The organism is Cobetia sp. 10Alg 146 (assembly GCF_029846385.1).
In the GTDB taxonomy this organism is placed as follows: Bacteria; Pseudomonadota; Gammaproteobacteria; order Pseudomonadales; family Halomonadaceae; genus Cobetia; species Cobetia marina.
Genome location: NZ_JARWKT010000008.1, coordinates 77,611 through 104,208, shown reverse-complemented (window position 1 = coordinate 104,208; position 26,598 = coordinate 77,611). Strand labels below are relative to the sequence as shown.

General features: G+C 58.8%; 24 protein-coding genes and 1 pseudogene. 15 read left to right on the top strand and 10 right to left on the bottom strand.

All coding sequences use genetic code 11. The features are described 5' to 3' along the window. The first annotated feature begins 55 nt into the window (after positions 1-55). From QD172_RS14145 to QD172_RS14120, 6 genes are all read left to right on the top strand, one after another. Entirely contained in the window at positions 56-1,522 is a 1,467-nt protein-coding gene (locus tag QD172_RS14145) for an aldehyde dehydrogenase family protein (protein ID WP_279856083.1), read from the top strand. Positions 1,523-1,531: 9 nt separating this feature from the next. Further along, positions 1,532-2,533 carry a dipeptidase gene (locus QD172_RS14140; RefSeq protein ID WP_279856082.1) on the top strand — a complete coding sequence of 334 codons (1,002 nt, stop codon included), beginning with the start codon at positions 1,532-1,534 and terminating at the stop codon, positions 2,531-2,533. Positions 2,534-2,652: 119 nt separating this feature from the next. Beyond that, positions 2,653-4,269: a BCCT family transporter gene (locus tag QD172_RS14135; RefSeq protein ID WP_215823124.1), complete on the top strand. Its 1,617-nt coding sequence runs from the start codon at positions 2,653-2,655 to the stop codon at positions 4,267-4,269. Between the two features lies 1 nt (position 4,270). After that, entirely contained in the window at positions 4,271-6,070 is a 1,800-nt protein-coding gene (locus QD172_RS14130; protein ID WP_279856081.1) for a hypothetical protein, read from the top strand. Further along, entirely contained in the window at positions 6,067-6,861 is a 795-nt protein-coding gene (locus QD172_RS14125; protein ID WP_279856080.1) for a DUF3726 domain-containing protein, read from the top strand. Before QD172_RS14130 ends, QD172_RS14125 begins: the two co-directional genes overlap by 4 nt. Positions 6,862-6,960: 99 nt before the next feature. Further along, positions 6,961-7,344, top strand: a complete 384-nt coding sequence (locus QD172_RS14120; RefSeq protein WP_054556192.1) for a RidA family protein — start codon at positions 6,961-6,963, stop codon at positions 7,342-7,344. Between the two features lie 167 nt (positions 7,345-7,511). On the opposite strand, the gene QD172_RS14115 is transcribed toward QD172_RS14120, so the two are convergent. The 5 genes from QD172_RS14115 to QD172_RS14095 form a co-directional block, all read right to left on the bottom strand. Further along, positions 7,512-7,724, bottom strand: coding sequence for a DUF2474 domain-containing protein (locus QD172_RS14115; RefSeq protein WP_279856079.1), 213 nt, complete (start codon positions 7,722-7,724; stop codon positions 7,512-7,514). Between the two features lie 11 nt (positions 7,725-7,735). Continuing rightward, positions 7,736-8,743, bottom strand: a complete 1,008-nt coding sequence (gene cydB / locus QD172_RS14110) for a cytochrome d ubiquinol oxidase subunit II (protein WP_279856078.1) — start codon at positions 8,741-8,743, stop codon at positions 7,736-7,738. A gap of 17 nt (positions 8,744-8,760) precedes the next feature. Beyond that, the gene (locus tag QD172_RS14105; protein WP_279856077.1) at positions 8,761-10,176 is read right to left on the bottom strand and encodes a cytochrome ubiquinol oxidase subunit I; all 1,416 of its coding nucleotides are present in this window, start codon (positions 10,174-10,176) and stop codon (positions 8,761-8,763) included. Between the two features lie 579 nt (positions 10,177-10,755). After that, positions 10,756-12,177, bottom strand: coding sequence for a PLP-dependent aminotransferase family protein (locus QD172_RS14100; RefSeq protein ID WP_279856076.1), 1,422 nt, complete (start codon positions 12,175-12,177; stop codon positions 10,756-10,758). Positions 12,178-12,313: 136 nt separating this feature from the next. Continuing rightward, positions 12,314-12,760 carry an Lrp/AsnC family transcriptional regulator gene (locus tag QD172_RS14095; protein ID WP_279856075.1) on the bottom strand — a complete coding sequence of 149 codons (447 nt, stop codon included), beginning with the start codon at positions 12,758-12,760 and terminating at the stop codon, positions 12,314-12,316. Positions 12,761-12,893: 133 nt separating this feature from the next. Here QD172_RS14095 and QD172_RS14090 point away from each other — a divergent pair, with 133 nt between their 5' ends. The 3 genes from QD172_RS14090 (at position 12,894) to QD172_RS14080 (ending at position 16,808) form a co-directional block, all read left to right on the top strand. Next, the gene (locus tag QD172_RS14090; protein ID WP_279856074.1) at positions 12,894-13,844 is read left to right on the top strand and encodes an arginine deiminase-related protein; all 951 of its coding nucleotides are present in this window, start codon (positions 12,894-12,896) and stop codon (positions 13,842-13,844) included. Positions 13,845-14,031: 187 nt separating this feature from the next. Then, entirely contained in the window at positions 14,032-15,579 is a 1,548-nt protein-coding gene (locus QD172_RS14085; RefSeq protein WP_279856073.1) for an alanine/glycine:cation symporter family protein, read from the top strand. A 185-nt stretch (positions 15,580-15,764) separates the two neighbouring features. Then, positions 15,765-16,808 carry an ornithine cyclodeaminase gene (locus QD172_RS14080; protein WP_279856072.1) on the top strand — a complete coding sequence of 348 codons (1,044 nt, stop codon included), beginning with the start codon at positions 15,765-15,767 and terminating at the stop codon, positions 16,806-16,808. A gap of 140 nt (positions 16,809-16,948) precedes the next feature. On the opposite strand, the gene QD172_RS14075 is transcribed toward QD172_RS14080, so the two are convergent. After that, the gene (locus QD172_RS14075; RefSeq protein ID WP_279856071.1) at positions 16,949-17,308 is read right to left on the bottom strand and encodes a hypothetical protein; all 360 of its coding nucleotides are present in this window, start codon (positions 17,306-17,308) and stop codon (positions 16,949-16,951) included. 27 nt (positions 17,309-17,335) lie between these two features. Here QD172_RS14075 and zigA point away from each other — a divergent pair, with 27 nt between their 5' ends. Continuing rightward, positions 17,336-18,604 carry a zinc metallochaperone GTPase ZigA gene (zigA, locus tag QD172_RS14070; protein ID WP_279856069.1) on the top strand — a complete coding sequence of 423 codons (1,269 nt, stop codon included), beginning with the start codon at positions 17,336-17,338 and terminating at the stop codon, positions 18,602-18,604. A gap of 123 nt (positions 18,605-18,727) precedes the next feature. On the opposite strand, the gene QD172_RS14065 is transcribed toward zigA, so the two are convergent. After that, positions 18,728-19,330 (bottom strand): NAD(P)H-dependent oxidoreductase, encoded by a 603-nt coding sequence (locus QD172_RS14065; RefSeq protein ID WP_200017211.1) that lies wholly within the window; start codon positions 19,328-19,330, stop codon positions 18,728-18,730. Between the two features lie 373 nt (positions 19,331-19,703). Next, on the bottom strand, positions 19,704-20,249 hold the full coding sequence (locus QD172_RS14060) for an EamA family transporter (RefSeq protein WP_279856068.1): 546 nt from the start codon (positions 20,247-20,249) through the stop codon (positions 19,704-19,706). 104 nt (positions 20,250-20,353) lie between these two features. Between QD172_RS14060 and QD172_RS14055 the strand changes: the two genes are divergently transcribed. Further along, the gene (locus QD172_RS14055; RefSeq protein ID WP_279856067.1) at positions 20,354-20,836 is read left to right on the top strand and encodes a MarR family transcriptional regulator; all 483 of its coding nucleotides are present in this window, start codon (positions 20,354-20,356) and stop codon (positions 20,834-20,836) included. A 47-nt stretch (positions 20,837-20,883) separates the two neighbouring features. On the opposite strand, the gene QD172_RS14050 is transcribed toward QD172_RS14055, so the two are convergent. Then, positions 20,884-21,735, bottom strand: coding sequence for a metal ABC transporter permease (locus tag QD172_RS14050; RefSeq protein ID WP_279856066.1), 852 nt, complete (start codon positions 21,733-21,735; stop codon positions 20,884-20,886). Further along, positions 21,735-22,568 (bottom strand): annotated as a pseudogene (locus QD172_RS14045) (metal ABC transporter ATP-binding protein). The gene QD172_RS14050 and the pseudogene QD172_RS14045 overlap by 1 nt, the downstream one beginning before the upstream one ends. A 132-nt stretch (positions 22,569-22,700) precedes the next feature. Here QD172_RS14045 and QD172_RS14040 point away from each other — a divergent pair. The 4 genes from QD172_RS14040 (at position 22,701) to QD172_RS14025 (ending at position 26,597) form a co-directional block, all read left to right on the top strand. After that, positions 22,701-23,648, top strand: a complete 948-nt coding sequence (locus QD172_RS14040) for a zinc ABC transporter substrate-binding protein (protein ID WP_279856065.1) — start codon at positions 22,701-22,703, stop codon at positions 23,646-23,648. 92 nt (positions 23,649-23,740) lie between these two features. Then, positions 23,741-24,169, top strand: coding sequence for a DUF4440 domain-containing protein (locus tag QD172_RS14035; RefSeq protein WP_279856064.1), 429 nt, complete (start codon positions 23,741-23,743; stop codon positions 24,167-24,169). A gap of 140 nt (positions 24,170-24,309) precedes the next feature. Continuing rightward, positions 24,310-25,209: a GTP cyclohydrolase FolE2 gene (folE2, locus tag QD172_RS14030; RefSeq protein ID WP_279856063.1), complete on the top strand. Its 900-nt coding sequence runs from the start codon at positions 24,310-24,312 to the stop codon at positions 25,207-25,209. A gap of 413 nt (positions 25,210-25,622) precedes the next feature. Beyond that, on the top strand, positions 25,623-26,597 hold the full coding sequence (locus QD172_RS14025; protein ID WP_279856062.1) for a TRAP transporter substrate-binding protein: 975 nt from the start codon (positions 25,623-25,625) through the stop codon (positions 26,595-26,597). The last annotated feature ends 1 nt before the right edge of the window (position 26,598 follow it).

The window sequence follows — 26,598 nt, the reverse complement described above, 5'->3', positions numbered from 1 at the left end:
ATCTTTATCCCTCTGGGCCTCCTAGTCTGTTGTCACCGCGTTCAAGGAGGTTCACATGTCACACCACACCACTACCGCCACTCACGCCGCTGTTCACGATCTCTACATCGATGGTCAGTGGGTCGCAGGTCAGGGCAGCATCGCCAATCTCAATCCGTCCGATACCCGTGATGTCATCGGCCATTATGCGCAGGCCAGTGTCGATCAGGTCGCCGATGCCATCCAGGCGGCCAAGCGTGGCCAGGCACAATGGGCCCAGTCAGGCCTCGAGCAGCGTTATTCCGTGCTGATGGCCATCGGCGATGAGCTGATCGCCCGCAAGACGGAGCTGGGTGAGCTGCTGGCGCGTGAAGAGGGCAAGACCCTGGCGGAGGGAGTGGGTGAGGTACATCGCTCCGGGCAGTTCTTCCATTACTACGGCGCTGAAGTGCTGCGCCAGATTGATGAGCGCGCAGACTCGGTGCGTCCTGGCGTTGAGGTCGAGGTCCGTCGGGAGCCTGTCGGTGTCGTCGGTGTGATCAGCCCCTGGAATTTTCCGATGGCGACAGCGGTCTGGAAGATTGCGCCTGCGCTGGCCTTCGGCAACTCGGTCGTCTTCAAACCGGCCAATCTGGTCCCTGCGAGCGCATGGGCGCTGACCGAAATCATTCATCGCCAGTCACTCCCGGCAGGCACTTTCAATCTGGTGATGGGCCCGGGCAGCAGCATCGGGGATGAACTGATCTCCAGCCCAGACATTCATGCCCTGTCCTTCACCGGTTCTCTGGAAGTGGGGCGTCGAGTGGCGGCGGCCACTGCCGCCAATCTGGTCAAGTGCCAGCTGGAAATGGGCTCCAAGAACGCCCTGATCATCGCCGATGATGCCGACATGGAGCTGGCCGTCGAGGCAGCCTTCAATGGTGCCTACTCAGGCACTGGCCAGAAATGCACGGCATCTTCGCGGCTGATCGTGATGGAATCAGTCCATGACGAGTTCGTGGAAAAGCTGACTCAGCGCCTGTCTCAGGTCCGCGTCGGCCACGCGTTGGAAGAGGGCGTGCACATGGGGCCTGCTGTCGATGCCAGACAGCTCGAGTCCAACCTGTCCTGGGTGCAGCGCGCACAGCAAGAGGGGGCAACGTTGGTCTGCGGCGGCAAGCGTGTGGAGTGCGCCACCGAGGGCTACTTCATGAGCCCAGCGCTGCTGGTAAATACCAGCAACGACATGGCCATCAATCGCGAGGAGATCTTCGGCCCCATCGCCTGTGTCATCAAGGTGAGCGATGCAGAAGAGGCCATCAATGTGCTCAATGACACGCACTTCGGGCTGACGGCGGGCATCATCACCAACTCCCTGAAACTGGCCAGCAGCTTCAAGGCGCGCGCCGAGACCGGCTGCGTGATGGTCAATCTGCCGACTGCGGGGACGGATTACCACGTGCCCTTCGGCGGACGTAAGGCTTCAAGCTTCGGGCCTCGTGAGCAGGGGCGATACGCGCGCGAGTTCTACACCATCGTGAAGACCTGCTACATCAAGGCGTGAGGAGGCCCCATGTCAAAGACAATGCTGACGATCGATGGCCTGCAGTATTCCAACTGGTCACGCGAGATATTTGAACAGATGCGTGAAGGCGGGCTGGACGCCGTGCACGCCACCCTCGTGTACCACGAGACGACGCGAGAGACCTTGTCGCGTCTTGGCGAGTGGAATCGCCGTTTCGAGGCCTGGCCTGATCTGATCATGCCCGTACATGTGCCGCAGGACATCGCGGTTGCGCAGGCCAGCGGGCGTGTCGGCATCATCCTGGGGGCGCAGAACTGCTCCCCCATCGAGGACGATATCGACATGGTCGAGGTGATGCGTGACCTCGGGTTGATGATCATGCAGCTGACCTACAACAACCAGAGTCTGCTGGCCTGCGGGTGTTATGAGGCGGAAGACAGCGGGATCACACGCTTCGGACGCCAGGTGATCCGTGAGATGAATCGCGTCGGCATGGTCATCGACATGTCACACAGCGCAGAGCGCTCCACGCTCGAGGCGATCGAGATATCCGAGCGCCCCGTGATCATTTCCCACGCCAACCCGGAAAGCTTCCATCCGGCAAAGCGCAACAAGTCCGACAAGGTGCTCAAGGCCATCGCGGAGAGTGATGGGCTGTTGGGGTTCTCGGCGTATCCCTTCCATCTGCGCAATGGCTCCGACTGTACCCTGACCGAATACTGCGAAATGATCGCCAGAACCGCAGACCTGATGGGCATCGAGCACCTGGGGATCGGTACCGACCTGTGCCAGAACCAGCCGGTGTCCATTCTGGAGTGGATGCGCAATGGTCGCTGGTCCAAGGACATGGATTACGGTGAAGGCAGTGCCAGCAACGCTGACTGGCCGCGTCCGCTGTCCTGGCTGCGAGACAGTCGTGACTTCCCCAATCTGATTGCCGGTTTGCGCAAGGTCGGCATGTCCGAGGACGAAGTGGCCGGCGTCATGGGCAAGAACTGGGTCGCGCTCCTCGAGCGCGCCGCGACCCGTCAGGAGACCGCGCCTGCCTGATCGCCGTAACGCTATGCCATGGCACCTGTGCCGAGCCAGGAATCCTCAGGGTATCGCTCGGCAACCAACAACCATAATAAATGCCTGCCAATGACGAGAGCTCGTCAGAGGAATGCCACATGACTTCATCTCGCAAGACCACGACGTCTGCCACGTCGGATGCGTTACCACAAGGTCAGTACCGCTTTGGTGACCCTGTCGTTCTGACCTGCAGCATCGGCTTCATACTGCTGTTCGTCGGCCTGTCCCTGTTTGATCTTGAAGGGGTCGCGCAAGCCATCAGTGCCGGCTTTGCCTGGACCGCCAGAACACTGGGCAGCTACTTCCAGATTCTGTTGCTGCTCACCTTCTTCATTGCCCTGGGGCTGACCGCAACGCCTGCGGCCAGTGCCCGTATCGGTGGCACGCGAACGCCTGAGCTATCCACCTTCAAGTGGGTGTCGATCATCATGTGCACCTTGCTGGCGGGAGGCGGGGTCTTCTTCGCTGCCGGCGAACCGGTGTACCACTTCCTGGTGACGCCGCCTGCCTTTGATACCGAGCCGGGTACTGCGAACGCCATCGCGCCTGCACTGGCGCAATCCTTCATGCACTGGGGCTTTCTTGCCTGGGCCATTCTGGGCAGTCTGACCGCCATCGTGCTGGCGCATGCCCATTACGACAAGGGTCAGCCCCTGCAGCCGAGAACGCTGCTGTATCCCGTGTTCGGCGAGAAGATCATGAAGGGCAAGTTGGGCGGCGTGGTGGATGCCATGTGCGTCATCGCCGTGGTGGCAGGAACGGTGGGCCCCATCGGTTTTCTGGCCACCCAGGTCAGCTTTGGCCTGCATGAACTCTTTGGCGTGACCAATGACTATTCGACGCAGCTGAGCGTGCTGGTAGTGCTCGGGGTGATCTACGTCACCTCGGCCGTGACCGGCATCGACAAGGGCATCCAGATCATGTCGCGCTTCAACGTCTTCCTGGCGCTGGGTGTGGCGGCGGTGATCTTCGTCTTCGGGCCGACCCTGTTCATGGTCAATGCCTTCACCCAGGGCTTTGGCGAGTATCTGAGCTCGTTCTTCACCATGTCGACCATGACGGCACAGAGCGCTCCAGACTGGTGGATGCAGTGGTGGACCGTCTTCTTCTTTGCCTGGTTCCTCGGCTATGGCCCGCTGATGGCGATCTTCGTGGCGCGCATCTCGAAGGGCAGAACCATCCGTCAGATGATCCTGACCGTTGCCGTGCTGGCGCCACTGGCCACCGCCGTCTGGTTCACCCTGCTGGGCGGGGCGGGCATCTTCTATCAGTTCACCGGCGTGATCGACCTCACCGAAGCACTCAACAACTTCCAGTTCGATGTCGCGACCCTTACCGTGGCGCAGGCATTGCCCGGCGGAACCGCAATGGCAGCTGCCATCCTGACGCTGACCACCATCTTCGTCGCCACCACCGGTGACTCGATGAGCTACGCGATCGCCGTCGTCAGTGCCGGACACGATGACCCCAGCCCGCTGGTGCGTGCCTTCTGGGGCATCAGCATGGCGTTGATGGCTGCGATACTCCTCTATATGGGGGCCGGTCAGATCAGTGCGCTTCAGCAGTTCATCGTCATCACGGCCATCCCTGTCTCGCTGGTGCTGCTGCCCTCATTGTGGACAGGGCCTCAATCAGCCTTCGCGATGGCACGTGCGCAGGGAATCACCAGCCAGCGGTCAGCCATGCCGGCCCCGGAAGACGCAGGAGAGCGTTGATATGTCTCGCAATCACCAGGGCGCGCGCCTCTCATCCACCGAGCAACGTCTGCGACTGCGGGCACCGGACGATGTGATGCAGCTGGAGCGTCTCGGCAGCCTGCATGCCAGTCGCCTGAGTTTCGTGAGAAGTCTGGTGCGCCAGATGGCACATGAAAAATGGAAGATCACGACGCCCCGCTTCGAACTGGATGCCCTCGGTCACGGGGTGGCGATCTACTGCCTTCAGACGCCCAGCAAGCGCTATCACGGCGTCATATTTTCTCAGGCGCTTGAGGATTCCGCACGCTCTGACCGTGTCATCGCCGAGGCCTGGGATGTCACCTTCGGCGTAGTGGAGGGGGATGTGGATGATGCGCTTCTCGAGCAGATGGCGGCCAATGTGCCGTTGCAGGAAGCCGGGCGCCAGCACCCGAGACTGCTGGTCCTTTCACGTGCCAATCGCAGCTTGCGTAACTTCGCAAGCTTCCTGGAGGCACTGAGTGCAGGCCAGCAACCTGATCCTGAGTGGCTGACCCGGGTCGGCTATCTGTATCGAACCACGGCCGTCTATGGCAATGGCAAGTTCGGCATCGCGGATTATGACCGTCTCAAGGACAACGCGGATTTCCATCGGCCATTTTCTGCCCAGATGCTGGGCGTCTATCTGCTGCGTCACTTCTCGATCCAGCAGATAGAGCACATGGCCCGTGCCCGGGCACCCAAGACCGCCGCACCTCTGGCAACCTCGTTGAAGCGCTATCTGGGCATCGGCAACTCCACCGGCCTCGGGATGGCGCCGTTTCTGATCAATCATCCGCAGTTGGTACAGCGCTGGGTGGAAAGCCGAGAACTGGCGCTTGCCGAGGTGACGGCACAGGTGCCGGGAGAGCTGGAGCGTTCACGTCTGCTGGCACTCCTCAAGCGCGCCGAGACTCATCTGCGCCAGACGGTCACGGACGATCACGAGCAGACCCTGCGTAACCAGGCCACAGTGGCGTCCTTGCCTGAGCTGATGACATGGCTCGAACTCGTGCCGCTGTCGCCGGAGCTCTGGCAGGAGCTGATCGACTGGAGTCACCAGCAGCATGGGCTTGAGGCTCAGGAGCTGGTGAACACTCTGCTGCTGGAGCTGTATCCAAGCATCGTCGACCGCTATGAGGACCTGATGGCGGTGGAGGAAAGCCTCGAGCTGACCCCTGACATGCCGCTGGTTCACCTCAAGCAGGTGATCGAAACGCACTACGACTGGGCGTTGCGCTTCGATTTTTCACTCGCCGAGAATCGCCACTGGTTCTGGTATCGCTCGGTCGAGAAGGAGGAGCCCCGTCTGGGAGTTCGCGACAGGGAGGTGGGGGCCGACAAGGAAATGAAGCTGGCGATTGCCCCGCGTGTCGCGGATACCCATGCAGCGATCAGTCAGTACCTGGATGACCACCCTCGTGCCTTGGTGGTGGAATTCCTGATCCATTGCCCGCGCCACAAGGATATCGTTCGCCGCATTCAGAGCATGGCCAGCACGAGCTTTGGCGAGATACGCGCCAATCTGTGGGCCCGTGACATGAAGCCCATGCACTTGCTGCGGACCAAACTGTCGTTCTTCGGTGCCAGTCGTTTCGATCCGAGGTCTGACCGTTGGGTGCGTATCACGCTCTTCCAAGGGGCTCCGCTGGTGGAGGAACTCAACGCCGAGCCGCAGGACCCTGTCGCGTTTGATGATTGGAGCTTCCCGCTGGCACCGCAGATTGCGCGCACGGCGCGAACAGAAATAACCGCCGACCCTAGGCAGGGCAATACCACGACAGTGGGAGGAATGTCATGAAGGTCTCCTACAACGAACTCCACGGCCTGTGTCGCAAGGCCTTTCAGGCGATGGGCTTCGAAGACGGTGACGCCGGTGATGCCGCCGACATGGTGGCCTGGATGCAGCTCTATGAGTTGGAAGGGCTGGCAGCGCTCAATCGCGGACTGCGTTTCTTGCTGGAGGATACTGAGGAGCGTCCGCCGGAAATCGTCTATGCCGATGGCGACCTCGCAGTACTCGACAGCCACGGTCACAGCGTATTGAAGAGCTCATCGCTGGCGCTGGAGCTCGGCTTCGCTAAGGCACGTGCGCGTGGCCTCGCTGTCATCAAGATCCAGCATTGCCACAATCGGCAGCTGATCATGGGCTACCTGGCGCGCCTTGCGGGGCGCGGCATGAATGTCACCGCCTTCTGGCGCAACGCCCAGGATGTCGACGAGGCGGTCGGCTGTCCCATGATCGAGCAGGTCGTGGGCTTCAGAGCCAACAGCTCGGTCCCCGAGATACGGGTCTATGCCGTGCGTGAAGTGCCAGAAGAGAATGAGCCCAATGATGGCATCACGCTGGTGATGGCCAACCACGTCGACCTTCTGCCATCCCTTCGCTCCGACTATGACGTCGATCTGCTGGCCTGTCATGAGGAGTCGAAGCTGCTCGCCTGTCGCCAACGTGCCATGCAGGAAGGCATCGAGGTGGATGACGAACTCTGGTTACGCCTGAAAGCGCTTTCGACACGCCTGTTGGTCGAGGCAACGGAAGATTCTCGCAGTGGTGCCGGTGCCGGTGCCGGTTCCACCGACAACGACTGACCTCTCGCGTCCCAATACGCCCCATCACTTCATGATTCGCCGCTCTTACGCCGGCGGGTCATGGAGTGCGCCCATTGAAAGATTCTCGAGGAATAGCCCATGGTTCATCCCGTCAAGACTGATCTGTTTGCCTCTCGTGCGCCCCTGTCGTGGGCGAGTGTCGGCAATGGCATCCTGTTCACTGCGCAGATCCCGATCGATGCCGCTGGCAATGTCGTGGAGGGCGGGATTGCTGCCCAGACCCGCCAGACGCTGGATAATCTGATTCATACCCTGGAATGCGCCGGTGGTGACGCCTCCTCGCTGACTCAGGTGCTGATCTATGTGACTGATCGCGAGCACCTGGCGACAGTGAATAGCCTCTATGCAGAATATGTGCGTGAGCCCTATCCCAATCGGGCTGCCATCATCGTCTCCGGGTTTGCACGCGAAGAGATGCTGGTCGAGATGGTCGCCTACGCCGCACTGGAGGTTGATGTCTAAATCCACCGGGATGCGGGCGAGGGAGTGCCTCGTCACATCTGCGCCCTGAATTGACTGGTCATTCAGGCCCATCGGTTTATCAAGCCCTCAGGCCAACAAGAAAGACGCCGGAGCATTCGCTGCTCCGGCGTTTTTATTTGCCTACGTCATGTCTTCTTTAAGGGCTTTCAGGGCGTAAGGCCCGCGGTCTGCATGAAGCGACGCAGTGCCAGAGAGACGAGCCCCAGCGCGCTGACGCTGCCTCCCCAGATCACCACCAGCCATCCGATCTTGCTGAGCCAGCTGGCCGGGCGCGCAGGCGTCTCGGATGGCTCACCGCCGAGTCTGGCTGTGGGGGCATGCAGTGGCGCTGAATGTGACTCGCGTGTCGGGGATGTCATGTCAGCACCTCTCAATGGTAGCCATCGGTATGACGGACCTTGCCCTTGAACACGAAGTAGCTCCACGCCGTGTACACCAGGATGATCGGCAGGATGAAGAGCGTGCCGACGAGGGCAAAGCCCTGGCTTTGGGGCGGAGAGGCCGCTTCCCAGATCGTCACATGACCGGGAATGATGTCAGGCCACATGCTGATGCCGAAGCCGCTGTAGCCCAGGAAGATCAAGGCCAGCACCAGCAGGAAGGGCTGGGCATGATATTCAAGGGCGACGGCGCGGATCAGCGCATAACCTGCCAGCACTACCAGCACAGGCACCGGCAGGAACCAGAACAGCTGCGGCAGCGTGAACCAGCGCTCGGCGATGGCGGGGTGCGCCAGCGGTGTCCACAGACTGACGGCCGCGATCATGATCAATACCCACAGCGTCAGCGGGCGCGTCAGGGCAAACATGCGCGCCTGGAGAATGCTTTCGGTCTTCATGATCAGCCAGGTGCTGCCGAGAAGCGCATAGGTGAACAGCAAGGCAACACCGCAGAACAGTGGGAAGGGTGATAACCAGTCCAGCGACCCACCGCTGAAGTGAACCCCATCGAAGGCGATGCCCTGGATGTAGCCTCCCAGTGCGACGCCTTGACTGAAGGTGGCCAGCACCGAGCCGCCCACGAAGGCCTTGTCCCACCAGTGGCGACTCGCGTCCGAGGCCTTGAAGCGAAATTCGAAGGCGACACCGCGGAAGATGAGGCCGATCAACATGGCGACAAGAGGAATGCTCAGGGCTTCCAGCAAGACGGCGTAGGCCAGCGGAAAGGCCGCGAACAGCCCCGCGCCGCCCAGCACCAGCCATGTCTCGTTGCCATCCCACACGGGGGCCACGGTATTCATCATCACATCGCGGTCCACCTTTTCCTCCACCCACGGGAAGAGAATGCCGATGCCCAGATCAAAGCCGTCCATGATCACGTACATCATCAGGCCGAACAGGATGATGCCCGCCCAGATGACAGAAAGGTCGATACCCATAGCGTTCATCGCTCCGGTCAGTGAGTGGTGCCGTCGAGAGATTCCTCGATGGCCGACAGTGGGCGGGAAGGTGTGCGTGGCTTGCCGGGGCCGCCGCTGGGGGCGTGGCTGTCATCACCCGCCGGCCCTTTCTTGATCAGCTTGAAGAGGTAGTTGATCCCCGTGCCGAAGACGATGAAGTAGATCGTGACAAAGGCCGTCAGGCTGATGCTGAGGTGAACGGCGCTGTGAGCAGAGACGGCATCTTCCGTTCTCATCAAGCCGTAGATCACCCACGGCTGGCGGCCGACTTCGGTGGTGAACCAGCCGGCGAGTATCGCGATCAGACCGGCCGGCCCCATGGCGACGGCCAGCCTCAGCCAGCGCCGCGAGGTGAAGAGCCTGCCCTTGCGGGCCAGATAGACACCGGAGAGGCCGAGAAGAATCATCGCAAGGCCCAGGCCGACCATCAGGCGGAAGCTCCAGAACACGACGGTCGAATTGGGGCGGTCCGCGGCGGGGAAGTCCTTGAGCGCCGGTACCTGCTTGTCGATGTCATGCATCAACAACAGGCTGCCGAGAGCCGGAATCTCGAGCGCGAAGCGCGTCTCTTCGCGCTGCATGTCGGGCACACCAAACAGGATCAACGGCGTCGGTTCCCCATGGCTGTTGTCCCAATGCCCTTCGATGGCCGCGATCTTGGCCGGTTGGTGCTTGAGCGTATTCAGGCCATGCATGTCGCCGACGAAGGCCTGCAGCGGGGCGGTCACCATCAGCATCATCACCGCCATGACCAGCATCTTGCGCACTTCCGGAGTGTCGCGTTTCTTGAGCAGCAACCAGGCGGCGGAGGCAGCGACGAACAGCGAGGTGCTCAGGAAGGAGGCCAGTGCCATGTGGGCCAGGCGATAGGGGAAGGAGGGATTGAAGACGATCGCGAACCAGTCGACCGGCACGACGATGCCATCGATGACCTCATGCCCCTGAGGGGTCTGCATCCAGCTGTTGGAGGACAGGATCCAGAACATCGAGACCAGGGTGCCGAGCGCGACCATGCAGGTCGAGAAGAAGTGCAGACCGCGGCCGACGCGATTCCAGCCAAACAGCATCACGCCGAGGAAGCCGGCTTCGAGGAAGAAGGCGGTCAGCACTTCATAGGTCAGCAGTGGCCCGGTCACGCTGCCGGCAAAGGCCGAGAAACCGCTCCAATGCGTGCCGAACTGGTAGGCCATGACCAGACCTGACACCACGCCCATCGCGAAGTTGACCGCGAATATCTTCGACCAGAAATGATAGAGGTTGCGGTAGACCTGTGTGCCTGTCTTCAACCACATGCCTTCCAACACCGCCAGATAGCTGGCGAGGCCAATGGTGATGGCCGGGAAGATGATGTGAAACGAGATGGTGAAGGCGAACTGTATCCTGGCCAGGTCGATGGCCTCGGTGCCGAACATGGCAATGTCTCCTGAGTAGGCGGCAAGGGGGACGGCCCTGCCTGAATCTTCGCCGCTACTCTAGGGAGCCGCCGGAAGCCATAACAGGCTCAGTTGTGCGAGAAAAAACCATATCAGTTGCGAGCTGAACCTTGGCCGGGCGTTAACTGACCGTGAGCCAGTCAGCCGTTCAGCCAGGTGGTATGGCGAGAAGTCAGCAAGGCGAGCCGGGCAGGAGGGCGCACTCTGATTCACGTCAGCACCATGACCGGATCAGATGCTTGCCACATCGCCCTTGGCGGCAGGCCCCGCCATGGCGGGCTCTGGTGCACTCTGCAGAGACACACATGCGGCATCAGGACAGGCAGTCAAGGAGCGCAACAAGGTGCGCAATCCAAGCGTAGCAAGAGGATCTCGAGCGAGGACATACGCCGCAAAAGGCTATTTTCGCCCCCGCGGATGAAGAGTGAAGACTGTGTGACAAGGCGGCCACAAGGGCTGCGGCATTTGCGCGCACTCATGGGCGCACATGCTCAAGGCGCTCTTCGCACCTCGCACCTCGCACCTCGCATCTCGCATCTCGTCTGAGCGGTCCGTGTTTCAGGCTGCCTTGAGCAATTCACCCAATGTCTGCATGGCGTGCTCTGACGCCGCGTCCCACGGATGGCCGTAGCTCAAGCGAATGCAATGCTTGAAGCCCTGGGTGGCCGAGAAGATGGGCCCCGGCGCCAGACTGATGCCGTGGGCCAGCGCCTGCTGAAACAGGGCCAGCGAATCGATGTGCTCTGGAAGCTCGCACCACAGGAAGTAGCCCCCGTGGGGATGGGTGACGCGGGTGTCTTCGGGGAAGTAGCGATCAATGGCCGCCAGCATGGCTGTCTGCTGGGTCTCGAGCGCCAGGCGTAGCTTGCGTAGGTGGCGGTCGTAGCCGCCATGCTGAAGGTAGTCGGCCAGGGCTACCTGGGCGGGCAGCGATGGCGAGATGGTTGTCATCAGCTTGAGGCGCGAAATCTCCCGGGTATGCCGCCCCGCGGATATCCAGCCCACCCGATAGCCCGGCGCCAGGCACTTGGAGAACGACCCGCAGTGCATCACCAGACCCTCGACATCCAGCGCCTTGACGGGCTGCGGGGGCGACACCTCGGCACGTTGATCGAAGTACAGTTCCGCGTAGACATCATCCTCCAGCATCGACAGCTGATGACGGCAGAGCAGCGCATACAATTGGGCCTTGCGCGCATCGCTCAAGCTGGCCCCCAGCGGATTCTGCAGATGGCTCATGAACCAGCAGGCCTTGATGGGCAGCGTCTCCAGACGATTCTCGAGCACCTCGAGATCGATCCCTTCGCGCGGGTGTACCGGAATTTCCACCGCGCGCAGCTTGAGTCGCTCAAGCACCTGAAGCGTGGCATAGAAGGCCGGCGCCTCGATGGCGACAAGGTCCCCGGGCTGGGTGACACATTGCAGGCCGAGATTGAGCGCCTCCATGGCGCCATTGGTGATCACCAGCTCCTCCGTCGGCAGCTGCATGCCGTTGACCATGTAGCGCTGAGCGATCTGTCGGCACAGGTCAGGATGGCCAGTGGTCATGTCGGAGATCACGGCATGCGATGACAGCTGGCGCAGCCCGCGCGTCATGCTGGTCGCAAGCCGCGCAAGCGGAAAGAGCTCCGGGCTCGGGAAGGCAGAGCCGAAGGGGACGGTATCGTTGTCGCGCAGTGAGCCCAGCACCGAGAACACCAGTTCACTGACGGCGACATCGGAAGGGGCTTGCTGCTGCAGGGCGACATGCGGCTCCTCGAGTATCCGCGAGGCGTTGTCACGCACGAAATACCCCGAGCGCGGCCGCGCACTGATCAATCCCTGATTCTCCAGCAGGTAATACGCCTGGAAGACGGTAGAGGGGCTGATGCCATGCGCCTTGCTGGCCTGACGCACCGACGGCACGCGCTCACCCGGCGCGAGAATGCCGGTACGAATCAGGTTGGAGATCTCGGCGGCAAAGCGTTCATAACGCTTCATGAGGGCTTTCCTGGAGAAGTCGAGGAGGCAAGGATACCTGAGTCTCGATGTGGCAGGGTGTCTCGGGATAGCACCGTCCAAAAGGAAAAGAACAGCATGTAGTGTCCAAGAGGTCTCCCAAAGCTCTAGTTGCAGCCTAAATGCTTGATAGCAGGATACTGGTCTCACTGTTGAGTACGCCCTCGACCAGCCGTACCTCACGTAGTACACGATCAAATTCGCTTAGACTGTTTACTTGAACCTCGGCGACAAGATCCCACTTCCCGCTGGTGGTATGCAGTTTGTGAAGCTCGGGTAGGCCGCGAAGCTTGTTGATAACATGTGATGTGTTCCGCCCCATAACCTCGATCATCATTATTGCCCTGACGGCATTGCTTTCGTAGTCCTCTCGTACCCTGGCGGTGAAACCCAGTAAAGCACCAGAGGAAAGCAGACGATCCAGGCGTGTCTGCACCGTCCCTCGCGATACGTCCATGATCTCGGAAAGTTTCGAGACAGGGGCTCGTCCATCCTTGCGCAACAGGCTGATAAGCAACCTGTCAATATCATCGAAGACGTACTTCGTATCAGTCGCCTGTTTCATTACTGGTTCTCAGTTTGTGCAGCTAGTCTACGCAAAGTGCTCATTTATTGGTCATAGATCAGGCTGGTTGGCTGTTTTTCATGCGACATGCTGCTCCTACAATAGTGGAAACACTTTATTCGAGGAAACAAGTATGTCGAATCATTTGTCTTCAGTTCAAGCTCCATCCGCTATCGTTATGGTGCGGCCTCATCACTTCGTCGTGAATGCGGAAACAGCTCTTGACAATGCCTTTCAGATAAAGTTCATCAGCGATGAAAGTCTTGTTCAACGTGCTTATGAAGAACACAGCGTTGCTGTGAAAGAGCTTGAGCATCATGGGGTTAGAGTCCATGTTTTCGAGGGAGACAACCCGGAAACCCCGGATAGTGTTTTCCCGAACAATTGGTTTTCTACACATCCTGGCGGGCATGTGGCGATCTATCCGATGAAGGCAAACAATCGGCGAAAAGAGCGTCGTATCGATGTGATTGAGATGCTAAAAGAACAGTATCGCGTGCAGGACGTAATTGATTATTCAGGGCTTGAATCAGATGGCTTGTATCTTGAAGGTACTGGAGCCATGGTGATTGACCATATAGATCGCGTAGCCTACGCAGTAGAATCGGATCGCACCAACCCGCTAATACTTGAACGCTTCTGCACACATTTTAATTTTGATCCTATGGTGTTTTCTGCAGCGGATTCACAGGGAGTCCGCATCTATCACACCAATGTTCTCATGTGCATTGCGACTGACTACGCTCTCATTGGCGAAGACATGATCGTCGATAAAGAACAGAGAGAGGCGGTAGTGAGTCGTTTGAAAGAATCTGGACGCCACGTGATTTCGCTTAACGAGCACCAGATTGCATCCTTTGCGGGAAATGCTATCGAGTTACAGGGGCGTGAAGGACGATTGCTTGCCTTATCGAAAACGGCCTTTGACTCACTACATCCAGATCAGATATCCATCATTCAAGAAAGTACGCGTCTGGTACCTCTTTCGATTCCGACAATCGAAAAAGCAGGAGGGTCGGTACGTTGCACAATTGCAGGAATTCACTTGTCTTCACGGTATAGTTCTGCAGGGTATAAGAGTTGAAGAATACTGTCTGGGTGATGGATAGACTTTGAATATCTCTGCGAAAGTAGTTAAGGAAGTTATAAATCCTCGCCTTCGTCAGACCCTGTCATGTTATTGATCAATAATGACTTTGAATGTGTTCAATGTGAAGCAGTAAGTTTTTGGAGTTAATGAATAACGTATGTAGCGAGAAAAGGATGGAGTAATGATGATAAGATTTATGCTTGTTGGATTTTTGTTATTGTTTACCAAGCTCGCTTGGGCGCATGGCGAGGTAAGTATTGATACAACCATAAATTCAATCATGGGGCCAATCGCTAGTACTGCTGTATCAATCATATTCTATTCTGTCACCTTTCTGGGGGTTCAGATTCCACTTATTGTTATATGGCTGGCAGTTGCTTCGGTCTTCTTCACTTTTTATTTTAACTTCGTGAATTTCCGCTCTTTCTTTCATGCTTTGAGACTTGTTCGAGGTGACTATGTTGATTCCTCTGCTGAGGGGGAAGTGACGCATTTCCAGGCGTTGGCGACGGCACTTTCCGGTACCGTTGGTTTGGGAAATATTGCGGGCGTGGCTGTCGCTATTTCCCACGGAGGACCGGGGGCCACTTTCTGGATGATCGTTGTCGGGCTGTTTGGTATGTCTGCCAAGTTTTTGGAGTGCACACTAGGGGTCAAATATCGCAACGAGAATCCTGATGGTTCGATTTCAGGTGGTCCTATGTATTATCTGAGTAAAGGGCTGGCGAAACATGATATGTGTGGCTTCGGGAAGTTTCTGGCAGCGCTGTTTTCCATCTGCCTGATCGGCGCTTCGCTGGGCGGAGGAAACATGTTTCAGGTCAATCAGGCGTATCAACAAATCGTTAGTGTTACTGGTGGAGATAGTAGCTTCTTCGCTGATAAAGCGTGGCTATTCGGGGTGATCGTTGCAGTGCTCGTAGGCTTGGCAACCATCGGTGGTATAAAGCGTATTGCTCAAATTACCGAAGTTCTGGTTCCGTTAATGGGCGGCATCTATTTGTTATCTGCACTGATCATCATTTTTTTGCATATTGACCAAGTTCCGGCAGCCTTCACCACTATCATCTCCCAGGCTTTTTCACCAGAGGGAGTAGAAGGTGGAGTTCTAGGCGTTATGATTCAGGGGCTGCGCCGAGGGACATTTTCCAGTGAAGCTGGAGTTGGCACTTCTGCGATTGCACACTCTGCAGTGCGAACCAAAGAACCAATTACTGAAGGCATGGTGGCGTTGCATGAGCCTTTTATCGATACGGTCGTGATTTGTACAGCCACAGCACTCGTTATTGTCATTACCGGTGCTTATACTCATCAGGAAGTTGGAGGAGTGCAGCTGACTTCTATGGCATTCGGAACAGTTATCGATTGGTTTCCTTATCTCCTTGCAATTGCGGTCATCGTGTTCGCACTCTCAACCATTCTTGCGTACTCCTACTACATCGTGAAAGCTTCAACCTATCTGTTCGGTGAAAGCTCCAGAAATGAGCTTATATTTCGGCTCATATTTTGTGGATTTACCATTGTCGGAGCCACTTTGAAGCTTGGGGCAGTTATTGATATTTCTGATGCAATGTTCTTCTCGATGGCTATAGTGAATATTATAGGGCTTTATCTCTTGGCGCCTGAGATAAAACAAGACCTTATCTGTTATAAAAGACGTCTAAGGTCTGGGGGAATCAAGCCATCCACTTCTTTCTTTAGGAAGAGGGAAATGAAGTGCAAGGGATAACTTTTAGCTATGCTATATTTCGAAAATACGGAAAAAGTGACTTGTGACGGTTGCTCATGGAAATTTGTATGCCAGGCTCAGGTGCTGTGCTGAGATTTTCTCTTTAATGTAAATGTAATCAAGGAGGTATGTAAGGGGTATAGTTTTTTGTGGATAAGTAATCATGCCTTTGAGAGGAGTTTTATATGACGCGTTTCGTAGATGTTCCTACCCTAAGCCGTATGGTTGACCATATCGGTGAGATCAAATTTTTTAATTTCCTTGTCGATTACCTTGAATCTGATTATCAGCGCTGGTTTGAATTTGATAAAAGTGCTCGGGTAGCTGCACATAGTGAAATCGGTGTGATTGAGTTGATGCCGGTAGCGGACTCGGAGCGATACACTTTCAAGTACGTCAACGGCCATCCCGGCAACCCGACCCAGGGGTTGATGACAGTGATGGCCTTTGGTGTGCTGTCTGATGTTGATAGTGGTTATCCAGTCCTGCTCTCGGAGTTGACCTTGAGTACTGCCTTCCGCACAGCCGCTACTTCCGTGATGGTAGCTAGGCATATGGCTCGTTCCGATTCTACTGTAATGGCCTTGATTGGCAACGGCTCTCAGAGTGAATTCCAGGCATTGGCCTTTCATCATTTGCTGGGGATTCGCGAGATTCGTTGTTTTGATGTCGATAGCAATGCAAGCGAGAAACTAGCCTATAATTTGTCTGGCTTGCCTGGGTTGAGAGTCATCTTGTGTGAATCAGCTCATGAAGCCACTAAGGGTGCCGATATCATCACGACTGTCACTGCCGATAAGTGCAATGCTACCATTCTCACTCCAGATATGGTCAGTCCAGGGGTTCATATCAATGGCGTTGGTGGTGATTGTCCTGGAAAGACTGAGATTCATGTGGATATCTTGCAGAAATCACGGATCATTGTTGAGTATGCACCTCAGAGCCGTATCGAAGGTGAGATTCAGCAGATGCCAGAAGACCATCCGGTGACAGAGTTCTGGGAAGTCTTGGCTAATAAATCAAAGGGGCGAATCAATGATACTGAAATCACGATATTTGATTCTGTTGGCTTTGCACTGGAAGACTATTCTACGCTTCGGCTGATCAACGACTGTGCTCGTGAGTTGAAGTTGGGTGAGGATATTTTGTTGGTGCCGGTGCCTGATGACCCCAAGGACCTTTACTCATTATTGGGGAGAGCCCGCTCGAGATTGAAGAAGGCCGGCTGATACATGGCTGAGCAAAAATTAAGCTACATGAATATCGGAAATCCTCCATGCTGCACCGACCTTGTTTGCTGCGTTGTAGGGCTTGTTCGTGAGTTATTTTCCCCTGGTAGCATCCAACTCGTCGCAGCCAATAATTCTATTCATGCTTGCGTCATTGCTATGCTCTTTGATGTTTCATGGCGATGCATGAAGTGCTTTTGCTCTGGATTTTCAGTCTTTACCGTGATGATGGCGGTCTGATCGTCACCTGACATTCTGCTCACGACGAGAAATGCCCCGCTGGCTTGCCAGCGGGGCGTTTTCTTTCTTTCTGATGCTGATGAGACAAGAAGGTGGGGCGGTTCATCAGAAAATGGCTGACGCAAGATTATGTTATAACGTATCATTTGCCGCATCTGATGATCGAGAAACCAGCGGTCCCCCACGTCCAGGCACTCACCTGTCCCTCGCCCTGACCCTGCGCCGGCAAGAATGCCTCCAGGCGAAAGCGACGTGGCCAAGACCCTATCCTATCGAGGTACCGCCTGATGACTTCCCCCCGAGTGTCTCCAACGCAATCCCCGTCTCAAGCCCTGTCGCGGCCCCTGCCACAATCCCTGCCAGTCACTGTGCTGTCCGGTTTTCTGGGCGCCGGCAAGACGACACTGCTCAATCACATCCTGGCCAACCGCGAAGGGCGGCGGGTGGCGGTGATCGTGAATGACATGAGCGAGGTCAATATCGACGCCGCCATGGTGCGTGGCGCACCCGGCACAGGCAGCGAGGTGGCGCTCAATCGCGCCGAGGAGCAGCTGGTGGAGATGAGCAATGGCTGCATCTGCTGCACGCTGCGCGAGGACCTGCTCATCGAGGTCCGCCGGCTGGCCGAGGAGGGGCGCTTCGACTGCCTGGTGATCGAGTCCACCGGCATTTCCGAGCCACTGCCGGTGGCGGAAACCTTCACCTTCGAGGATGAGGATGGCCAGTGCCTCTCCGATGTCGCGCGCCTCGACACCATGGTCACCGTCGTGGATGGTGCCAACTTCCTTGCCCAGTATCGCGAGGCGCAGTCACTGGCCGAAGCCGGGGAAAGCCTCGGCGAGGACGATGAGCGCAATGTCGCCGACCTGCTGGTTGACCAGATCGAGTTCTGCGATGTGCTGTTAATCAGCAAGACGGACATGATCGAGGCAACCCAGCTGGATGAGCTGACGGCCGTGCTGCGCTCGCTCAACCCGGAGGCCGAGATTCTGCCCATGGCGCAGGGCGCCGTGCCGCTTTCCAAGGTGCTGGATACCGGTCGCTTCAGTTTCGATCGTGCACAGCAGGCACCGGGCTGGCTGAAGGAGATGCGCGGCGAGCACGTGCCGGAGACCGAGGAGTACGGCATCTCGAGCTTCTCCTACCATGCACGCGTACCGTTCCATCCCGAGAAATTCCACCAGCTGCTCCACGGTGACTGGTTCGGTGGCAAGCTGTTGCGCTCCAAGGGCTTCTTCTGGCTGGCCACGCGCCCGCAGTTCGCGGGGCAGTGGAACCAGGCCGGTGGCATCGCCCACTACGGGTTCGGCGGCATGTTCTGGAAGGCGGTACCGAAGGTCGAATGGCCCGAAGACCCCAAGTATCTGGCGTCGATCCAGGAAAAATGGCAAGAGCCCTTCGGCGACATGCGCCAGGAGCTGGTGTTCATCGGTCAGAACCTGGAGGAAGCCCGTATCCGCCAGGCGCTGGACGACTGTCTGCTCGATGACGCCACGCTGCTGGCGGGCAAGGAAGCCTGGCGTGACCTGCCGGACCCGTTCCCCGCCTGGGAATGAGTGATGGGCAGATAGTGCCCGATGACTCTCGCGCCCCATGACAACGCCCCACTGATCATTGGTCAGTGGGGTGTTGTCATGGTGGATGAGAAGACGTCAGAGCCAGCCCTGCTGGCCAGAGCATTACATCCCGAAGGCAAAGCTCCTTGAGGGGACGCCCGGCAAGTCTCTTATCGGCGTGAGGGCGCGTGCATAGTGGGCCAGCAGGCTCATGGTGTAGCGGCTCCGAGCCTCGAACGGTTCATCGTGACACAACGAATCAGCATCAATCAGGCTATCGACCTGACGAAAGATCAGCTGCTCCGGAATCAGGCACAGGTGATTGTTCTTTGTCCCGCTCATGCGCAGCTCGGCAATGGGATACACCCCGTTGTCTGCCGCAGATACCCCCGCCAGCAATCCAGCCTTGTGACCCAGCTCATGTTGGGTGCACAGCATGAGAAAGTTCTTGGCCGCCGGTGTGGCCATGCCATGCCACTCGGGCGTGACCAGAATCACGGCATGGGCTGCCTGCACCCGTTGTCGAAGGTCCGGCATGTCGGACCAATGGCCTACATGACTGTCAAGATCAGTGTCCCACAAGGGGAGTGGTGTCTTGCCAAGGTCAAGAATGTCACAGTCCGCAAAGCCGCTAGAAAGGGCCTGACGTTCCAGAAATCGTGCGCATCGCAGGCTGGCGGATTCAGGGCGTTGACTGGCGACGATGATCATCAGGTGCAAGTTCATGGTGAGTTCCTTGGGAGTGTCATTGGGTAGGTGCAGGTTGGCTGCGTTGAGCGACATGTCGCTTGAGTGAGAATCCGAGAGGGAGTGTCAGGGCCGTGAGAATGCACAAGGTGCCAAGCCATTGAAGCGGTCCGAATGACTCGTCCATCCATAGGAAGCCCAATACCGTCGCGGTCAGTGGACTCAAGGTCCCCAGCAGAGAGGCGGAGAAGGCGGACATTTTCTGGATGCCGGCGAACGAGAGCCCATACCCGAGCACGCCCCCCAGAAGGATCAGGTATCCGTAGCCAAGCAGATGACGAGGATCGAGGGAGGTGGGGATCCCTTCCGACCAGGCAGCCAGGGGGAGCAGCAAGAGCCCGCCGAACACCAGTTACCAACCAGTCAGGCTCAATTGACTGACGTCGGGCGGACGTGCCCAGCGTTTGCTCAAGACGATGCCGGCTGCCATCGAGAGCGCGCCGAGCAGGGCAAATCCGAGTCCCGCCGGGTCCAGCCCGTTCTGATCGGGAGTGACCAGCAGCACCACACCCCCCACGCCGAAGCCACATTGCAGTACCGCCGTCACGCTGAAGCCGGTGCCTAGCCACCAGCGGCTCAATAGCAGTACCCACACCGCCTGGCTGGCCAGCAGCAGTGCGGCCAGGCTACCGGGAATGCGGTAGGCAGCGGCGAACAGGCAAGTGAAGAACAGCCCGATATTGAGCGTGCCGAGCACCATGGCCTTCAACCACCACCCACCTGTCAGGGTCTGCCGAGTCCAGAGAAGTATGAGTATCCCAGCGGGGATGGCGCGGATGGCCGCTGCAGTGAAGGGGGTATCCAGGGGCAGCAGGGTCTGCGTCACCAGATAGGTGCTGCCACATATGATCGGGCCCATGGCGGTCATGGCCAGGCTCCTGGCGTTGGTGAGTGGCATAGCTGTCTCTCCTGAAAGTATCTTTCTTAAAAGATATATTTACAGTACTCGCAAATCTCCAGAGATCAAAGTATCTTTTTGAAAAGATATTCAGGAGAGACATGATGACGGATGGTGTGGATCGTATTCTTGCGCAGTGGGAGGTGGCTCGCCCCGACCTGGATTGTCGGCCGATGGGCATTTTCGGACGTCTTCGCCGAGCTGGTCGATTGTTCAGTCCAGCCATGGAGCAGGTGTTCGAGAGGTTTGGCCTGTCTGCTGTCGAGTTCGATATCCTGGCGACACTGCGACGTTCTCGAGAACCGCTGACGCCGACTCAGCTGTATCAGACGTTGATGCTCTCTTCTGGCGCCATGAGCACGCGGATTGATCAGTTGGTAAAGCGAGGGCTGTTGCAGCGACAGGCCAGTGATGAAGATCGGCGTAGCAATCGCGTCGTGCTGACGAAGGAAGGGCGTCATCTGATCGACGATGCCCTGGCGGGGCATGTCGAGAACCTGCATCAGATGGCGAGTGTGCTGGACAGTGAGGAGCAGGAGCAGCTTGCCCGTCTATTGCGCAAGCTGCTAATTGACGCAGAAAAGTAGTCGTCTCGCCATTCGGCGTTCCGGCATCCTGTCAGTGTCTGAGAGGCTCACTCGACTCGCTTTCGTGGATCAGGTGCGTCGGGGGCTGTGCGGGAGGCCAGACGCGAGAGCTGTGCCGATACTCTGCTCAGGGCAAACAGCGAGGCGGCGAGACACACGATGGTCGGGCCGGTGGGCGTATCCAGCCAGTAGGCCGCCTGCAGTCCGCCGGTGGTGGAAATCCCGCCGATGATGGCAGCGGCAACCGCCATGAGTTCGGGGGTGTGGCAGAAGCGGCGTGCCGTGGCCGCCGGAATGATCAACAGGGCGGTGATCAGAAGCGCCCCGACCACCTTCAGGGCGACCGCGACCACCACGGCCAGCGACAATGTCAGCACCAGCTGCTCGCGTCGCGGGTTGATACCGCTGGCACGCGCCAGGTCTTCGTTGAGCGTGGCGGTGAGCAATGCCGACCAGCGCCAGCGGAGCAGCCCGAGGACCAGCAGGCCGCCTGTGGCGATGATGGCGAGATCCGTCTTGCTGACGGCCAGGATATCGCCGAACAGATAGGCCATCAGGTCGATCCGTACGCCAGGCAGGAAGGAGACGGCGACCAGCCCGAAGGCGAGCGCGGAGTGCGCCATGACGCCAAGCAGGGTGTCCATGGCATAGCCGCGTCCGCTGAGCAGGGTTACCAGCGTCGCCATGATCAGCGAGACGATGAGCACGCCTGCCAGCATCGAGGTGGACATCAACAGTGACAGCGCCACCCCGAGAATTGCGGCGTGGGCCGTGGCATCGCCGAAATAGGCCATGCGCCGCCAGACGACGAAACAGCCCAGGGGCGCTGCCGCAAGCGCCACGGCAATGCCTGCCAGAGCGGCGCGGACCATGAAGTCGTCCATGAGGGCGTCAAGCATCAGTACAATCTCTCTGTGATCGGTGTCGCGGGTGTCGTGAGGGGCTGTGCAGGCGGCACCCTGTCATCCATCGGCGGCACCCTGTCATCCATCGGCGGCGCCGTGTGGCTGTGGTGATGACTGTGGTGATGGCTGTGTCGATGGTCATGTCGGTAGAAGGCGAGGGCGTCAGCGGTGTCGAGCCCGAACAGATCCTGATAGGCCGGTGAGGCCATGACGCGCTCTGGCGTGCCCTGACAACAGACGTGCCCATGCAGGCAGACGACGCGGTCCGAGGCGCGCATCACCACATGCAGTTCGTGGCTGACCATCAGCACTCCGCAGCCGAGGGTGTGACGGACACGGTCGATCTGACGATAGAAATCCGCGATGCCTCGGTGATCCAGGCCTTGGGTCGCCTCATCCAGCAGCAGGAGATCAGGCGAATCCAGCAGTGCACGGGCCAGCAGAATGCGCTGGAACTGACCACCGGAGAGACTGGCGATCTGCTGAACCTCGGCACCGGGAATGCCGGCCTGCAGGAGGGCATGCGCCACGGCATCCAGCGAGTGTCGATGTGGCAGGTTCAGGAAGCGTTCCACCGTCATCGGTAGCGTCGGGTCAAGGCTCAGACGTTGAGGGACATAGCCGATCTTGAGTCCCGGCTCTCGTTGTATCCGACCGTGCTATGGGGCAATGGACCCGATGATGCTGCGAAGCAGCGTGGACTTGCCGGACCCATTGGGGCCTACGAGGGTGACGATTTCACCGCGTTCCACCTGTAGCTCGATCTCCTCGAGAATGCGGTGCTTGCCGAGGGTGACGCAGAGGTTCTCGATCGATAACAGCGGCATGGGAAGCGGGCCCTTGAAGAATGACAACGTTGACGGTTCAGTGTCTGTAAGTGTTATGTTATAACATATTGAGTCGAGGCGGTAGCGTCTCCAAACTTCCTTCCGTGTCATCGCATCTTCTGGAGAACCGTCATGCGCAATCGGTTGCTGCCCTTACTCTCGCTGCCAGTGTTGATGCTGCCCGCCGTGGCCATGGCGGAGGTGCCATCCGTCGCGGTGGACATCCCCCCGGTGCATTCATTGGTCGCGCGCGTCATGGGAGAGCTGGGCAGTCCCGAGCTTGTCATTCAGCCGGGTGCCTCTCCGCATGGATATTCCATGCGGACCTCCGAAGCCAGATCACTCGCCGACGCGGATATCGTGTTCTTCGTCAGTGATGACCTGACACCCTGGCTTGCCAAGGCGCGTGCGTCGCTGGCGGCGGATGCCGATGTCGTCGAGCTGATGGAAGTGCCCGGCACCCTTCATCTGCGCTATCGCGAGGGCGCCACCTTCGAGGCGTATCATGATGAGCATGACGACCACGACAGCCATGATGATCACCATGAGCATGCCCACGCTGGCATGAACCCGCATGGCTGGCTGGACCCGATGAATGCGCGTCTCTGGCTGGCGGCGATCGCGGAATCGCTGGCAGCGCAGGACCCGGAGCATGCTGCGACCTATCGCAGCAATGCCCGGGCCGGCCAGCGGGAGCTCGAGACGCTGACAGAGTCACTGTCGGCGCGTCTGGCGCAAGTTCAGGGCACTCGCTACATCGTCTTCCATGATGCCTACCAGTACTTCGAGCACCGCTTCGATGTCCCCGCGTCCGGTGCCATCTCGCTGGGGGATGCCTCCACGCCCAGCCCGGCGCGCGTCAAGGAGATCCAGACGCGCGTGGCGCGGGACAACATCCAGTGCGTCTTCCGTGAGCCACAGTACAACCCGGCGTTGATCGAGAGTGTCTTCGAGGGGACCGGCGTCAAGACCTCCATCGTCTTCGAGCCGCTGGGTGTCGGGCTGCCGCTGGGCGAGACACTCTATCCGCAGCTGATCAAGCGTCTGGGGCAGGGCATCCTGCGGTGTGCCGACGCCTGAGCGATCACGTGACATCAGGGCGGGGAGGCCGGCAGCCCCCCGTCTTTCTTTCCATATCCTCAAGAGCACCATCCTCAAGGGAGAGCCACTGCATGCCTCATCCGACGTCCCTTCCATTGACGGAACGTGACGCTGAATTTTGCATCAATGCCGCGACTCGCACGCTCGAGCGCTGGGCGATCGCCGTCACGCGTGGGGAAAAGGAAACGCTTCTCTCGCTGTATGCCGAGGACGCGATTCTGGTGCCGACGGTCGCCGATGATGTGCGTGAGAATCGCCAGCAGCGGCAGGCCTATTTCGATGGTTTTCTCGCCAATGAGGCGCTGGCCTGCGAGCTGGGTGAGTACTCGCCACGGGTCAGTCGCAAGCTGGGCACCGTGGTGATCGGCGGCCATTACACCTTCGAGTATCGCGTCGCTGACGAGACGGTCACGATTCCGGCCCGTTTTCTGTTCACCTTCGAGGAGATCCTCGGCGAGTGGAAGATCACCGGCCATCACTCCTCGCGACTGGCGGGATGATCCTGCGCTGACGGCGAGTCGTCCGCGCTGTGTTCTTCACCTCTCCTGACACTCCCCCTCACTTCGGCGGAACTCAGTGCCTGCCTCCCACCGGCGTGAGGGAGGTGGCACTGAGGAGAGCCGCTCTGGATATCTGACGAATGACCGCAATACTCCCCGACGTTTCCCTGACCGAGCGCTCCCGTTCCCTGAGCCCCCTTGAGTGGGTGGGCATGCAGGGCATTGATCTGCCCGTACTCATCGAGGAGGGCGATTACCGCCGTGAATTGCATGCCCACGTGGATGCGCAGGTCGACCTGCCGATGCCGCACACCAAGGGCATTCACATGTCGCGCCTCTACCGTCTGCTGGATGGGCTGGCGGAGGGCAAGGCGCTGACCCCCGGCAGTCTGCGGAATGTGCTCGCTGCAATGGTCGAAAGCCACCAGGACTGCACCTCGCGCAATGCCCGCGTGAAGATGGCGTTCGCACTGCTGGTGAAGCGTCCAGCGCTAGTCACGCCGGCACTCTACGGATGGAAGTCGTATCCCGTCACGCTGGAGGCCAGTCTGCGCGAGGACAGGTTCACGCTGCAGGCCAGTGTCACGGTGGGCTATTCCTCCACCTGTCCCTGCTCGGCGGCCCTGTCGCGTCAGCTGATCGAGCAGGCATTCCTGGAGGCTCACCGCAATGATGCCGCGCTGACGCCTGAGCAGGTCGCCGAGTGGCTCACCCACTATGCCACCCTGGCCACGCCCCACAGCCAGCGCAGTGAAGCGATTGTCCAGGTCACGCTCAAGCCTGAGGCCCACGACCTGGGGCTGATCGCGCTGATCGATGCCATCGAGCAGGCCGTGGCGACGCCCGTCCAGACGGCCGTGAAACGCGCCGATGAGCAGTCGTTTGCCGCGCTCAATGGTCAGAATCTGATGTTCGTCGAGGACGCCGCGCGCCGCTTGATCAATAGCCTGGCGGTCTCACAGGGTGAGGCGCATGTCCATGTGCGGCATATCGAGAGCCTTCACCCCCATGATGCCGTGGCCTGGGGAGGTGGTGCGTAAGACCCCCCCTGCGCCATGGTGAGTGCCAGCTCATGGCCCCGCTGAAGAGATATCGAGGTTGATGTCTGATCTGTCCAGGCCCTGCCGGCGATGCCGGTGGGGCCTTCGCGTCTGGAGCACCGCCATCAGGCATCATGTGGTTTGCAAAACAGGCCAGATGTTATGGTGTAGAGCGATATGTTGCGTATTTGTCTAGACAAAGGTCTATTTCTGCGCCAATTGGATTGACCCTTGAGTCGGAAGGCGTCTAAGTTCTGCTCTATCTGGTATGGTTTGCAGTCCACTTGAGGGAAGCGGCTCTTGCGCGTGAAGCGCTCGAAGCTCCGTCGCCAGCACACGCTCACCGTCCTCAAGCGTCATGCCAGACGCGATACGTCCATACCCATAATCAGAACAATCAAAGGGATTCGACAATGAAGCGAGTCATGCTTGCCGCCACGCTGTTAGCCGCCGCCTTGGGTACCACGACTGCGCATGCCGAGAAGATCGTGTTTGCCATCGGGGGAAGTCCCAACAGTCTGCAGGGCCAGACCGCGCAGTACTTCGCCGATAGCCTGCAAGCCCGGCTCGGCGATGAGCATCAGGTCGAGTACTACCACAGTGGGCAGCTGGGGGATGAGCGCCAGCTGATCCAGAAGCTGCGCCTGGGTACGGTCGACCTGGCCGCGATTTCCTCGGTGATGTCGTCCGTGTCACCAAGCTTCGCCCTGTTCGACATGCCGTTCATGGTCAAGGACCGTGAGCACCTCAAGCGCATCGATGACGAGATCGTGATGACGGATCTGGCCGAGGATGCCAAGTCCAAGGGCCTCAAGCTGGTCTCCACCTGGGAGAACGGCTTCCGTCAGATCACCAACAACGAGCATCCGATCGTTGCGCCAGAAGACCTGGACGGGCTGAAGCTGCGTACCCCACAGAGCGAATGGCGGACCGGCATGTTCAACGCCTGGGGCGCCAACCCGACACCGATGGCCTTCTCGGAAGTCTTCGTGGCGCTGCAGACCGGGGTCGTCGATGGTCAGGAGAACCCGCTGTCCAACATCGATGGCGCCAAGTTCCAGGAGGTGCAGAAGTACCTGTCACTCTCCAATCATGTCTATTCGCCCATCTGGTTGACCAGCAGTCAGGCCGGCTGGAACAAGATGCCCGAGGACGTGAAGGCAGCGATTGCCGAAGTCTCCGCCGAGACCCAGAGCTGGGCCTTCGCCAAGGGTGCGGAGCTTGATGACAAGCTGCTGGCAAGCCTCAAGGCGGGTGGCATGGCCGTCAACGAGGTGGATCGGGATGCCTTCGTCACTGCAAGTGCGCCGGTCTATCAGGCGTTCTCCGACAAGGTCGATGGCGGGCAGGCGCTGGTTGACCGGGCCATGGCACTGGCCAAGGAGTAAG